General features: G+C 68.6%; 12 protein-coding genes. 9 read left to right on the forward strand and 3 right to left on the reverse strand.

Features of this window, described 5'->3' with window-relative positions:
* Window positions 1-123 precede the first annotated feature (123 nt).
* The gene (locus FHS74_RS31160) at window positions 124-1,410 is read right to left on the reverse strand and encodes a glycosyltransferase (protein ID WP_184800838.1); all 1,287 of its coding nucleotides are present in this window, start codon (window positions 1,408-1,410) and stop codon (window positions 124-126) included.
* Window positions 1,411-1,866: 456 nt separating this feature from the next.
* Here FHS74_RS31160 and FHS74_RS12390 point away from each other — a divergent pair, with 456 nt between their 5' ends.
* Window positions 1,867-3,177, forward strand: coding sequence for a glycosyltransferase family protein (locus tag FHS74_RS12390; RefSeq protein ID WP_184800840.1), 1,311 nt, complete (start codon window positions 1,867-1,869; stop codon window positions 3,175-3,177).
* Between the two features lie 66 nt (window positions 3,178-3,243).
* Window positions 3,244-4,278, forward strand: a complete 1,035-nt coding sequence (gene galE / locus FHS74_RS12395) for a UDP-glucose 4-epimerase GalE (protein ID WP_184800842.1) — start codon at window positions 3,244-3,246, stop codon at window positions 4,276-4,278.
* Here galE and FHS74_RS12400 read toward each other — a convergent pair.
* Both FHS74_RS12400 and FHS74_RS12405 read right to left on the reverse strand, forming a co-directional pair.
* On the reverse strand, window positions 4,275-4,676 hold the full coding sequence (locus FHS74_RS12400) for a Rieske (2Fe-2S) protein (RefSeq protein WP_246463087.1): 402 nt from the start codon (window positions 4,674-4,676) through the stop codon (window positions 4,275-4,277). The genes galE and FHS74_RS12400 overlap by 4 nt on opposite strands.
* Window positions 4,673-5,884 (reverse strand): amino acid aminotransferase, encoded by a 1,212-nt coding sequence (locus FHS74_RS12405; RefSeq protein WP_281384645.1) that lies wholly within the window; start codon window positions 5,882-5,884, stop codon window positions 4,673-4,675. Before FHS74_RS12405 ends, FHS74_RS12400 begins: the two co-directional genes overlap by 4 nt.
* A gap of 151 nt (window positions 5,885-6,035) precedes the next feature.
* On the opposite strand from FHS74_RS12405, the gene FHS74_RS12410 reads away from it, so the two are divergent.
* From FHS74_RS12410 to FHS74_RS12440, 7 genes are all read left to right on the forward strand, one after another.
* The gene (locus FHS74_RS12410; protein ID WP_184800846.1) at window positions 6,036-6,506 is read left to right on the forward strand and encodes an Lrp/AsnC family transcriptional regulator; all 471 of its coding nucleotides are present in this window, start codon (window positions 6,036-6,038) and stop codon (window positions 6,504-6,506) included.
* A 202-nt stretch (window positions 6,507-6,708) separates the two neighbouring features.
* A complete protein-coding gene (hmgA, locus tag FHS74_RS12415) occupies window positions 6,709-8,028 on the forward strand; it encodes a homogentisate 1,2-dioxygenase (RefSeq protein ID WP_246463088.1) in 1,320 nt (439 codons plus the stop codon).
* Window positions 8,029-8,039: 11 nt separating this feature from the next.
* Window positions 8,040-9,359 (forward strand): fumarylacetoacetase, encoded by a 1,320-nt coding sequence (gene fahA / locus FHS74_RS12420; protein WP_246463089.1) that lies wholly within the window; start codon window positions 8,040-8,042, stop codon window positions 9,357-9,359.
* A 28-nt stretch (window positions 9,360-9,387) separates the two neighbouring features.
* A complete protein-coding gene (locus tag FHS74_RS12425) occupies window positions 9,388-10,065 on the forward strand; it encodes an SDR family NAD(P)-dependent oxidoreductase (protein WP_184800848.1) in 678 nt (225 codons plus the stop codon).
* A 42-nt stretch (window positions 10,066-10,107) separates the two neighbouring features.
* Window positions 10,108-10,392: a 4a-hydroxytetrahydrobiopterin dehydratase gene (locus FHS74_RS12430; RefSeq protein WP_184800851.1), complete on the forward strand. Its 285-nt coding sequence runs from the start codon at window positions 10,108-10,110 to the stop codon at window positions 10,390-10,392.
* Between the two features lie 56 nt (window positions 10,393-10,448).
* Window positions 10,449-11,093 (forward strand): ANTAR domain-containing response regulator, encoded by a 645-nt coding sequence (locus FHS74_RS12435; protein ID WP_211106257.1) that lies wholly within the window; start codon window positions 10,449-10,451, stop codon window positions 11,091-11,093.
* The gene (locus tag FHS74_RS12440; protein WP_184800853.1) at window positions 11,090-12,130 is read left to right on the forward strand and encodes an ABC transporter substrate-binding protein; all 1,041 of its coding nucleotides are present in this window, start codon (window positions 11,090-11,092) and stop codon (window positions 12,128-12,130) included. Before FHS74_RS12435 ends, FHS74_RS12440 begins: the two co-directional genes overlap by 4 nt.
* Window positions 12,131-12,237: the final 107 nt, after the last annotated feature.

A 12,237-nucleotide genomic window follows, 5' to 3' on the forward strand; every position in this document is an offset into this window, starting at 1 on the left:
AGGCTGCTCCGTTCATCAAAGGGTTGGACGCTGTTCTCAGCAAAATCCTGGGGTTTTGGTGGTGGGGTTCTTGTTCTGTGGGCGCCCCTTCGCCCGCCGCCGGGAGCGGCACCGGCCGTCCCGTCACGGGAACAGCACGGCACGCGCGACGCGGTCCCAGTTGTAGGTTTCCAGCACGTTGTTCTGGCCGCGGGCGCCCATGACCGCCAGGCGCTGCGGATCGGACACGGCATGGACGATGAGGTCGGCCAGGTCGCCGGGGTCGGCCCGGGCCGCCAGAAAGCCGTAGCGGCCGTCGCCGGTGATCTCCGGCAGGCCGTTGCGCATCAAGCCCAGCACAGGGGTGCGGGAGATCAGCGCCTCCAGGTACACCTGGCCCCACGGGTCGTTCAGCATGGGCTGCACCAGCAGGGACGACCGGCGGTACAGCTCTTGCAATTCCGCCCAGGGCAGGCCGGAGCGGAAGTCGATGGCCGGATGCGCCGGCACCTGGTCGCGCACCGAGGGGTCGGCCACGATGGTCAGGGTCAGGTCGGGGCGGCGCATCAGGGCCTGCTGAAAGGCCTCAACCACCAATTCGCCGCCCTTTTCCCGGAAGAGATGCTTGCAGACGAACAGCAGCCTGGGCTTGGCGTAATCCTTGGGGCCGATATAGGGCTTGATGTCGCCCATGCCCGATCCCACGGCCGTCACGCGGGCCGCCGGCACGCCATAGTGGGCGATGATGTGGTCACGGACATACCGTCCGAAGGTGAAGACATGATCGACGCTGTGCAGCGACCGGCGTTCCAGATCCTCATAGGCCGCCAGCGCGCGCGCGCTGTAGCCGGCGATGTCGGGACGGTGTTGCGCCGCCAGCGCCCAGGTGTGGTCGCAGTAGAGATAGTGGTGGACGCGGTGCGCCCTGTCGTACATGGGGTCGGCGGTGGCCTGCTCCTCCACCGCGGGCAAGTCCAGGGCACCGGTGTGGATGATATGGCGGGTCCCGCGCTGGGCCGCCTGGGCGGCGAGCTGGCGGGCCAGATGCCGCCGGGCCGGGGCGGCGCGGTAGAGCTGTTCCGACGTCATCAGCCTGCCGTAGCCACCCATCATGTGGCGCGCGGCCAAACCCATCTTGAAGGTCTTGGACAGATGGGGATGGAAGCCCTCCACCGTCACGCCCAGCTTCTCCAGCGCCACGCCCAGGTTGCGCGGCGCGCCGGACCAGGTGCGGGGGCTGCTGGGGTCGCCGAACACCGAGGTGATGGCGACACGGTCGAAGCGGCGTCCCTCCTCCTCCCGGGGGGCGGGCGCCAGGGCGGGGACCGAGGCCGGGGATTGAACGGGCGCTGCCTCGCCTGAGAACGCGCCGAAGGCCGGCGGCGGCTGTGGCGGGCGCCCGGATTGGGACATGGGGATGTGCGCAGCCACGGCCTTGGTCTCTCCCGTCGGTGGGTCCAGTCGCATCCAGTGGGCAAGACGGTTGGGGGAAAGGCGCTGGGGGAACCTGCCGGCCAAAAGGACGTTTGGGCACAGGCGGCTTCCAGGACCGAACCCACCGGGACCAAGCCCACGGGATGTCGTGATTGAAATCAAACAAATCCGACCGCACCACCGCCAGTGACCAACCTGTGACCGGTAACCTCTAGCTGCCACGCTCCAGTCACAGGGCCTTCATTTGTGGAAAAAAGGCATACGCCCTTTAATGAATAGGGATCCCTGTTTTGTCACAGCACGGATTTCCCGCGCCAGGCCATGATCAAATACTTCGCAATGACCGCAAATGGGTACGCCCCCGTGTCGTCAAGAACTCCCAGCGCTGCAATCATCGATAACAGTATGGCCGGCGCCGCCCCGTCGACTTCACCGGACAGCACGATTCAAAGCGTGGCGGGCGCTGAAGCGGTGGCCGACTGGATAGGCCATCGCGGTGCTTCCCACCCCCGCGATCCCGGGCCCGACCCCTCGGGAAAAGCCGGCCTGGTGTTCCTGACCCAGGACATCACCGACGTCAGCACCATCAAGCGGGTGCGGGAGTTCCTGGACAACGGCCTGCCCGTCCTGGTCCTGGGCTTTGAGCGGGAACGGTACAACAGCGGCTACCGCCCGCCGTGGCCCCATGTCCTGCTGGGCCGCACGGTGGACGGCAAGTACGCCCATCGCCTGCAGGCCCTGGTGGGCGCCTTGCGTGTCATCTTCCGCATCCGGGCGCGCGTGACCGACGCCACCATCCTGTATGCCCGTAACATCGACCAGTTGCTGCTGGCACTGGTGATGAAGCTGTTCATCAGCCGACGGGCGGACGTGGTGTACGAGGTGTTGGACATCCAGCCCATGTTCGTGGCCCACGGCCTGCGCTCCATCCTGCTGCGCCTGGTGGAACGGCTGTGCCTGACCCAGGTGAAATTGCTGGTCCTGTCCTCCCCCGGCTTCCATCGTCACTACTTCGCGCCTATGCAAAAGTTCCCCGGCCCCTGGCTGCTGGTGGAAAACAAGCTGCCCCGCCCCGGCCTTCCCGACAGGCCCAAGCCGGCACCGGCGTCCGTGTCTCCCGCCCAGCCTTCCGGCACCCGTCCCCTGATGCCGCCCGACCGCCCCTGGGTCATCGGCTATTTCGGCCTGATCCGGGGTGAGCAGACGGTGGACCTGATGCACCGCCTGGCCCAGCGCCTGCCCGACCGCCTGCAAATCCGCTTCCGTGGCGTGCTGACCACGGTCGACGAGAAGCGCTTTTTCAAGACGCTGGGGGCTTGCCCCAACATCCTCTACGGCGGCCGCTACGACCATCCCGGCGACCTGGCGGACATGTATGCCGAGGTGGATTTCGCCTGGGCGCTGGATTTGGAGAACACGCGGCACAACTCGCGCTGGCTGCTGCCGAACCGCTTCTACGAGGCGGGCTATTTCGGCGTGCCCTGCCTCAGCGTCCAGGGTTTCGAGGTCGACCGCCTGGTGCGCCGCCATGACGTGGGATGGGGCTTCGACCAACCGCTGGAGGACAGCATGGTCCGCTTCTTCCAGACGCTGACCGTGGAGGAGTACGAGCGCAAACGCCGGCGCCTGCTGACCCTGCCGGATGAAACCTTCGTCGCCGGTGAGGAGATACGGGCCCTGTGCCGCTTTTTCGCCCGGCGGATTCCGGTCCCGCCGAAAAGGCCACCCATTGAAGAGGGGATGCGACCCCATCCCGCCTCCTGACCACGCTGATCAAAATTCCCGGAGGGCCGAGGCCCAGACGGGAACGAACCACGAAGGGACAAGGCGATGAGTGATACCGTGGTGGTGACCGGCGGCGCCGGCTTTATCGGCAGCCATGCCTGCAAGGCGTTGGCCCAGGCGGGCTTCGCACCGGTGACCTACGACAATCTGAGCCGCGGGCCGCGCAAAGCGGTGCTGTACGGCCCGCTGGAGGTTGGCGACATCGCCGACCATGCGCGGCTGACGGCGGTGCTGCGCGACTATGACCCCTGCGCCGTCATGCACTTCGCCGCTTACGCCCATGTCGGCGAGTCGGTGTCGGACCCGTTGCTGTACTACCGCAACAACGTGTCGGGGTCGATCGGCCTGCTGGAGGCCATGCGGGACGCCGGCGTCGGCAATCTGGTGTTTTCCAGCACCTGCGCCGTTTACGGCGTGCCCCAGCGGGTGCCCATCACCGAAGGCCATCCCCAGGCCCCCATCAACCCCTACGGCGCCAGCAAGCAGATGATGGAGCGCGTCATCGCCGACTGCGAACCCGCCTGGGGCCTGCGCGCCGTCATCCTGCGCTATTTCAACGCCGCCGGCGCCGACCCGGACGGCGACCTGGGCGAGAACCACGACCCCGAGCCACACCTGATTCCCAACGTGCTGGACGCCGCCCTGGGCCGCAAGGACGGGCTGACGGTCAATGGCGCCGACTATCCCACGCCGGACGGCACCTGCATCCGCGACTACATCCATGTCAGCGATCTGGCCGACGCCCATGTCCTGGCGCTAAAACACCTGCTGGACGATGGGCCGTCCATGGCCCTGAATTTGGGCAACGGCAGCGGCTATTCCGTGCGCGAGGTGATGGAGGCGGCGGAACGGGTGACGGGCCTGCCCATCCCCTGGCAGGTGGGGCCCCGCCGTCCGGGCGATCCGCCGGCCCTGGTGGGCGACGCCACCCAGGCCCGGCGCATCCTGGGCTGGACCCCGGAACGCAGCGACCTGGAGGTGCAGATCGCCGATGCCTGGCGCCGACGCCTGCGCGAGTTGCGGGCGCCCGGGGATGCCGGCGTGGCCGCGAGCGAAGCACCCGCGCGCAAAACCGCCTAAGCGGTTTCGACGAACCCCTCCCGCACCACCACCGGCCAGGGCAGCAGCCCCTGGCCGGGGCAGGGGCCAGCCACACAGCGGCCGGTGTCGATGTCGAACAGGGCGCTGTGCCAGCCGCAGCGGATGACGTCGCGGCCGGTCAGGTCCTGGCTCAGATAATCGTCCAGCGTGAAAGCCAGGGGCACCCCGGCATGAGGACAGCGGTCGACGTAGCCGTGGATCGCATCGCCCCGCCGCACCACGAAGCCGTGGAAGCGGTCGCCCTTGACCTCCAGCACGAAGTTGCGGGCACCCAAGGTCGCCAAGTCATCCGCCGCGCACAACCGCACCCCCGCCGGGGTCTTGGTCAGGCGCGGACGGATGCCGCCCGCCTCGGGCCGCCCGCCCCCGTCCGTCAACGCACGGCCTTCAGCGACTGGATGAGCTGCGGCACCGTGGCCAGCGTCAGGCCGGCCAGGTTCACCCGGCCCGACCCCGCCATGTAGACGGCGTGGTCGCGCCGCAGGATGCCCACCTGCTCCCCCGACAGGGGCAGCAGCGAGAACATGCCGCGCTGGCGGCCCAGGAAGGCCAGGCTGGGATCACCGGCGGCCAGGGCCTGGCGCACCTGGTTGATGCGCGCGCGCATGCCGTCCAGCTCCGCCCGCCAATTGGCGGTCAGACCGGCATCATCCAGGATGATGCGCACCAGGGCCGCGCCGTGATCCGGCGGCATGGACCAGTTGGCCCGCGCCAGCGACAGGATGTTGGAGCGGATCAGCTCCGTCCGCGCCGGCGTGGCGGCCTTGACGTACAGCGCGCCCACGCGATCACGATAGACACCGAAGTTCTTGTCGCAGGAATAGGCCAGCAGGGCGTCGGGCACGGCGTCCAGCACCAGGCGAGCGCCGGTGGCGTCCTCCTCCAGCCCATCGCCCAGTCCCTGATAGGCCAGGTCGATCAGAGGGATCAGGCCGCGTTCGGCCACCAGCCGCGCCACCGCCCGCCACTGGTCCAAATCCAGGTCCGCGCCCGCAGGGTTGTGGCAGCAGCCGTGCAGCAGCACGATGTCGCCGGCGGCGGCACCCTTCAGAGCCTCCACCATCTCATCGAACAGCACCGTCTGGGAGGCCTGGTCGTAATAGCGGTAGGTGGCGACGGCCAGGCCGGCGGCGGCCATGATGGGGGCGTGGTTGGGCCAGGTGGGCGTGCCCAGCCAGACCTTGACGCCAGCCCCCTTACCGTTCGCCTGGGCCGCCGCGATAAGTTCCGCCGCCAGGCGCAGGGCGCCAGTGCCGCCCGGGGTCTGCACCCCGGCCAACCGATCCGCCGGCACGGCCTTGCCAAAAACGATGGGCTGCAGCAGTTCGGTGTAGCGGATGTCGCCTTCCGGCCCCAGATAGCTCTTGCTGTCCTGGGTTTCCAGCAGCCGGGCCTCCGCCGCCTTGACCGCGCGCAGCACCGGGGTCGCCCCCGTCTCATCACGATAGACGCCCACGCCCAGATCCAGCTTCTGCGGACGGGGGTCGTCGCGGTAGAGACCGATCAGGGACAGGAGGGCGTCGGCGGGCTGCTGCTTCAGGGCATCGAACAGCGTCGAACCATCAAATGGCGTCGGGGCGGACATCTTGGAAGACTCCCTTGGGGGGCTGGCCGCTCCCATCGGCGGCGGCCCATATCGTTGCTGAATGATTTTATGCGAAACCTGTGACAATGTCCTTTCATTGGCGCGACCAGGTTGGCAGTTCTGGGAAGCGTATTCCGCAGGGTGTCAAAAAATGAAATACCTTGATCAGTTCGATGAAATCGATCACCGCATCCTGCGCGCCCTGCAACGCGACGCCAGCTTGAGCCATGCCGCCTTGGCGGAGGAGGTCGGCGCCTCCCCCGCCTCGTGCTGGCGGCGCATCAAGGCGCTGGAAGGCGCCGGCGTCCTGGGACCCGCCGTGCGCCTGGTCAACGCCGCCAAGGTGGGCCGGGGGGTCAGCGTCATGTGCCAATTGCGCATGAAGACCCATGCCACCAAGGACCGGCAGGAGTTCGAGGCCTTCATCCAGACGCGTGGCGAGATCATGGACTGCCACAGCATGTCGGGTGAATGGGACTATCTGCTGCGGGTCGTCGTGGCCGACGTCGCCAGCTATGAGCGCTTCCTGATGCGGGAATTGCTGGCCCATCCGGCGGTGGCCGCCGCCGCCTCGCACTTCGCCTTGAGCCAGGTGAAATACACCACCGCCCTGCCGATCTGATCGGACTGTTTCCAGAAGGGCGCTTTGGCGGAAGAACCTTTCACCGCCCTGGGGTTGCGCCCCGGCGATTGAAAGGTTTTCACGCCGTCCGTGGCGTATCCTTATCAGGGGCCGGAAACGGCGGCGTTTATCCATTTGACAAGCGCTGAAGATCATTCCTTATATCGTTTCAAATGAAACGATCTGGCGGAGGTGCCGACCCATGACTCAGCGATCCATGCCCAGGGACACCCCTTTCGAGACCATGAGCGGTTTCGCCAACAGCTTCGCGACCGAGGCCGTGCCCGGCGCCCTGCCGGTGGGCCGCAACTCCCCCCAAAAGACGCCCTTCGGCCTGTATGCGGAGCAGCTGTCGGGCAGCGCCTTCACGGCACCGCGCACGGAGAACCGACGGTCCTGGCTGTACCGGCTGCGCCCCACCGCCAGCCATGCGCCGTTCAATCCCTACGAAAGGGCGGGCCTGCTGCGCTCCGGCCCCTTCGATGAGGTGCCCCCCACGCCCAACCGCCTGCGTTGGGATCCGCTGCCCCTGCCGGACGCCCCCACCGACTTCGTCGATGGGCTAGTGACCTACGGCGGCAACGGCGACGTCGGTACAGGCAACGGCATCGCCATCCACCTCTACGCCGCCAACCAGCCCATGGCATCAAGGGTGTTCTACAACGCGGACGGCGAACTGCTGCTGCTGCCGCAGCAGGGCCGCCTGCGTCTGGAGACGGAGCTGGGCCGGCTTGAGGTGGCGCCAGGAGAGATCGCGGTGGTGCCGCGCGGCGTGCGCTTCCGCGTCCTGCTGCCGGACGGCACCGCCCGGGGCTATGTCTGCGAGAATTACGGCGCCCTGTTCAAGCTGCCCGATCTGGGACCCATCGGCGCCAACGGCCTGGCCAACCCGCGCGACTTCCTCACCCCCGTCGCCTGGTTCGAGGATGTGGATGAGCGCACGGAGGTGGTGCAGAAGTACCAGGGCCGCCTGTGGACCACGACGCTGGACCACAGTCCCCTGGACGTGGTGGCCTGGCACGGCAACCTGGCGCCTTACAAATATGATCTGGCGCGGTTCAACACCATCAACACCGTGTCCTTCGACCACCCCGACCCGTCCATCTTCACCGTGCTGACGGCCCCGTCGGAAATCGCCGGCACGGCCAATTGCGACTTCGTCATCTTCCCGCCGCGCTGGATGGTGGCGGAGGACACGTTCCGCCCGCCCTGGTTCCATCGCAATATCATGAATGAATTCATGGGCCTGATCCACGGCGCCTATGACGCCAAGGCCGGCGGTTTCGCCCCCGGCGGCGCCTCGCTGCACAATTGCATGAGCGGCCATGGCCCCGACCGCACCAGCTATGAGCGGGCGGTGACGGCGGACCTGAAGCCGCACAAGATCGAGAACACCATGGCCTTCATGTTTGAAAGCCGCTGGGTCATCCGTCCCACCCGTTTCGCCACCGAAACCCCGCTGATGCAGTTGGATTATGACGACTGCTGGGCCGGATTCGCCAAGGCCGACTTGCCCCGATGAGCCCCCCTGTGATGAAGACCGCCATGATCGATGAGACCCACAATCCCAGCCTGACCAGCTGGGTCGGCAGCGCCAACGGCCATTCCGACTTCCCCATCCAGAACCTGCCGCTGGGCGTGTTCAGCGCGGGAAGCGAGCTGCCGCGCGGCGGTGTGGCCATCGGCGACATGATCCTGGATCTGGCCAAGGCCGGCCGCTCCGGCCTGCTGACCGGCGACGCGCAGGACGCCGCCATCGCCGCCAGCGGTCCGACACTGAACCCGTTGCTGGCGCTGGGCGCGGGTCCCCGCCGGGCCTTGCGCCGTCGGCTGTCGCAACTGCTGGCCACCGGCAGTGACGACCGGCGCATCGTGGAAGGCCTGCTTTACCCTGCCGAGAACTGCACCTTGCACCTGCCGGCGGCCATCGGCGGCTACACCGATTTCTACGCCGGCATCCATCACGCGCTGAATGTCGGCCGCCAGTTCCGCCCGGACAACCCGCTGCTGCCCAACTACAAGCATGTGCCCATCGGCTATCACGGCCGAGCCTCCAGCGTGCGCGTGTCGGGGGCCGACGTGCGGCGCCCCAACGGCCAGCGGAAGGCGCCCGATGCCGAGACCCCGACCTTCGGCCCCAGCCAACGCCTGGACCTGGAGTTGGAACTGGGCATCTGGATCGGCCCCGGCAACGACCTGGGCAGCCCCATTCCCATCGGTGAGGCCGACAGCCACATCGCCGGCTTGAGCCTGCTCAACGACTGGTCCGCCCGCGACCTGCAGGCCTGGGAATACCAGCCGCTGGGCCCCTTCCTGGCCAAGAACTTCCTGACCACCGTGTCGCCCTGGATCGTGACGGCGGAGGCGCTGGCCCCGTTCCGCACCCGCCAGCCGGCACGCGGCGCCGACGATCCCCGGCCCCTGCCCTATCTCTGGGACGAGACTGACCAGGATCGCGGCGCCTATGGCATAGCGCTGTCGGTGCTGATCCGCACGACCAGGATGCGCGAGGAGGGCCAGGCGCCCCATCGTCTGGGCACCGGCCCCGCCACCAACCTCTATTGGACGGCGGCGCAGCTGGTGGCCCACCACACCTGCAACGGCTGTGACCTCAACCCCGGCGATCTGCTGGGCACCGGCACCATTTCCACCCCCGACGACAGCGGCGTGGGTAGCCTGCTGGAGCTGTCACGGGGCGGCAAGGCGCCCATCACCCTGCCCAACGGCGAGACGCGCGCCTTCCTGGCCGATGGCGATGAGTTGATCCTGGCCGGCCGGGCGGTGGCCGACGGCTATGTCGCCATCGGCTTCGGTGACTGTCGTGGCCAGGTGACCCCCGCCCTCGCCCTTTGAGAAACCGGACCCTGTGAGGAAAACGACCATGACACGGAAAGTCATCATCACCGGCGGCGCCGGGATTCTGGGCGCCGCCGTGGCCCAGGCCTTCCTGGCGGCCGGCCATCAGGTCGCCGTCGTCGACCACGCGCCAGCACCCGCTGCCGCGACGGACGGGTTGGTGCATATTGGCGGGGTGGATCTGACCGACGGGGCCCAAGCCCAGAGCGCCTTCGACCAGGCCAAGGCCAGCCTGGGCGGGGCCGACGTCCTGGTCAACGTGGCCGGCGGCTTCCGCTGGCAGACGGTGGCGGACGGCGACCCCGCCGTGTGGGAAAAGCTGTTCGCCGTCAACGCCCGCACCTGCCTGAACATGTGCCGGGCCGGCGTCACCGGGCTGTCCGATGGCGGGGCCATCGTCAATGTCGGCGCGGCGGCGGCGGAGAAGGCGGGCGCCGGCATGGGCGCCTATGCCGCGTCCAAGGCCGCCGTGGCCCGCCTGACGGAAAGCCTGGCCGTCGAACTGGGCGGGCGCATCCGCGTCAACGCCGTGCTGCCCCTGGTCATGGACACGCCGCAGAACCGGGCGGACATGCCGGACGTCGATCCCAAGGCGTGGACCGCCACGGCGGCAGTGGCCGACGCCATCGTCTTCCTGGCCAGCCGGGCGGCCCGCGCCATCAACGGCGCCCTGGTCCCCGTCACCGCCCCCACCCCCGACTGACCCCTTGCCGACTGACCCCTTTACCGACTGAGGAGGCCCACCATGGTTGCCCGCTTGACCGCCGCCGACCTTCCCCCCCTGCCCGGCTGGACCGTGACGCCGGAGGGCGACGCCCTGACGCGCCGCTGCGTCTTCACCGACTTCCGCGCCGCCTTCGGCTTCATGACGCAGGTGGCCCTGCTGGCGGAGAAGGCGGACCACCACCCGGAATGGTTCAATGTCTACAACCGCGTCGACATCCGCCTGACCACCCACGATGCCGGCGGTCTGTCGCAGCGCGACGTCGACATGGCCCTGGCCATCGACCGTTTGTTGCCGGTGCTCTGACCTTCCGGACATATTTGACAGGAGCGGACTTGCGCGGGAGGCTGGTTGGCGACTAGATGGTCGCCCGCCAACCAACCTGCCCCCGTGTGCCGCCGGTGAAAGTCCTGATCGCCGACACAGTTCATTTGAGCGACCCGGGCCATCTGGGCGACCCGGGCCGCATCGTCGAGGCGGACTTGATGGCCGCCGGCGCCACGCAGATCGTGCGCCTGGGCGCCGGCGAGCTATTGGCCGACGCCGTGCTGCGCGAGGCGCCGGATCTGGTGATCGTGGACATGGCCCGCCCCGACCGCGACGGCCTGGAAGACATCCGGGCCATCGCGCGCCACGCCCCGCGCCCCATCGTCATGTTCGTCGACCAGGACGACCCGGCCTTCATGGAGGCGGCGATCGAGGCGGGCGTCAGTTCCTACAACGTGGTCGGCGCCTCCCTGCCGGCGATCAAGCCGGTGGTGCAGGCGGCCGTGGCCATGTTCCGCCGCTTCCGCCAGGTGGAAACCAGCCTGCACAAGGCCGAGACCTCCTTGCGGGAGCGCGAGGCCATCGACCGGGCCAAGGCCCTGCTGATGCGCCAGCGCGGCATGACGGAGCCCGACGCCTACCGCTGGCTGCGCCGCCAGGCCATGGAGCAGAGCCGCAAGCTGGCCGCCGTGGCGGCCGAATTGGTGGCGGCCGACAAGAGCAAAGGAGGCGGGTCATGACCGTCGCGCATCCCGTCCGCATCGGCCTGCTGCGCCTGACCGACAGCGCCCCCGTCATCCATGCCCACACCGCCGGCCTGTTCGCCGCCGAGGGCTTGGACGTCACGCTGTCGGTGGAGCCTAGCTGGGCCAACCTGGCGGACAAGCTGTCCTACGGCCTGCTGGACGCCGCCATCCTGCTGCCGCCCCTGGTGCTGGCCATGGCGCTGGGCCTGCGCCCAGCGGCAGCCCCCCTGATCATCCCCATGAGCCTCAGCCAACATGGCGACGCGGTGACGCTGTCCAACACCCTGGCCGCCCCCATCCTGGCGGGCGGCCGGCCAACCGCCGCCGAGGCGGGGCGCCGGCTGGCGGCGGCGCTGCGCGGACGCCCCCGCGTCACGCTGTCGGTGGTGCACGCCTGGTCGCCCCACGCCCTACTGTTCAAAAGCTGGCTGCACGCCGCCGGCATAGACCCGCAGGCGGACGTGGATTGGGCCATCGTGCCCCCGGCCGACACCATCGCCGCCATCGAAAGCGGGCGTATCGACGGCTTCTGCGCCGGCGCCCCCTGGGGGGCGGTGGCGGCATCCGCCGGGGTGGGCCGCACCGTGGCCCTGTCGTCCGACATCATGCCGGGCCACCCGGAGAAGTGCCTGGCGGTGCGCGAGGCCTGGGCCGACCAGCATCCGGACGCCCTGCAAGACCTGCTGCGCGCCCTGCTGCACGCGGCGGCCGACTGCGCCGATCCGGCCAACGCGCCGGCCATCGCCGCCACCCTGGCCCAGCCCGCCTTCCTCAACCTGCCCGCCGAGATCATCGCCGCCTCCCTGCCCGGTGGCGCCCGCGATGGCGTGGGCCAGGACACCGACGTCTGCCGCTTCGGCACGCCCGAGGTCACCCGCCCCACCCTGGAACAAGCCCGCTGGTTCCTGGACCAGATGGCCCGCTGGCGCGACCTGCCGGCCAGCGGCGCCGAGGCGGAAGCTGTGGCCGCGCGCATCTACCGGCCGGATTTGTATGAGATTGCGGCAGTGCGGGCGGTGGGCGGCGTGTGAATGGAATCGTGGCCTACAGCTTAGCCGCGCTGTTTATCATTCAGGGTACTGCCGACTGCCTATGAGTGTTGGCCATGTCAGATGAGTAAGTCTTCCGGTGACCGTCA

This window comes from Nitrospirillum iridis (assembly GCF_014205765.1).
Classification (GTDB): Bacteria; Pseudomonadota; Alphaproteobacteria; order Azospirillales; family Azospirillaceae; genus Nitrospirillum; species Nitrospirillum iridis.

Bases quoted from the DNA above. Each gene is read 5' to 3' on its own strand.
- galE (WP_184800842.1), top strand. From the start codon at position 3,244: ATGAGTGATACCGTGGTGGTGACCGGCGGCGCCGGCTTTATCGGCAGC.
- FHS74_RS12405 (WP_281384645.1), bottom strand. From the start codon at position 5,884: ATGTCCGCCCCGACGCCATTTGATGGTTCGACGCTGTTCGATGCCCTG.
- FHS74_RS12410 (WP_184800846.1), top strand. From the start codon at position 6,036: ATGAAATACCTTGATCAGTTCGATGAAATCGATCACCGCATCCTGCGC.
- hmgA (WP_246463088.1), top strand. From the start codon at position 6,709: ATGACTCAGCGATCCATGCCCAGGGACACCCCTTTCGAGACCATGAGC.
- fahA (WP_246463089.1), top strand. From the start codon at position 8,040: ATGAAGACCGCCATGATCGATGAGACCCACAATCCCAGCCTGACCAGC.
- FHS74_RS12425 (WP_184800848.1), top strand. From the start codon at position 9,388: ATGACACGGAAAGTCATCATCACCGGCGGCGCCGGGATTCTGGGCGCC.
- FHS74_RS12430 (WP_184800851.1), top strand. From the start codon at position 10,108: ATGGTTGCCCGCTTGACCGCCGCCGACCTTCCCCCCCTGCCCGGCTGG.
- FHS74_RS12435 (WP_211106257.1), top strand. From the start codon at position 10,449: ATGGTCGCCCGCCAACCAACCTGCCCCCGTGTGCCGCCGGTGAAAGTC.
- FHS74_RS12440 (WP_184800853.1), top strand. From the start codon at position 11,090: ATGACCGTCGCGCATCCCGTCCGCATCGGCCTGCTGCGCCTGACCGAC.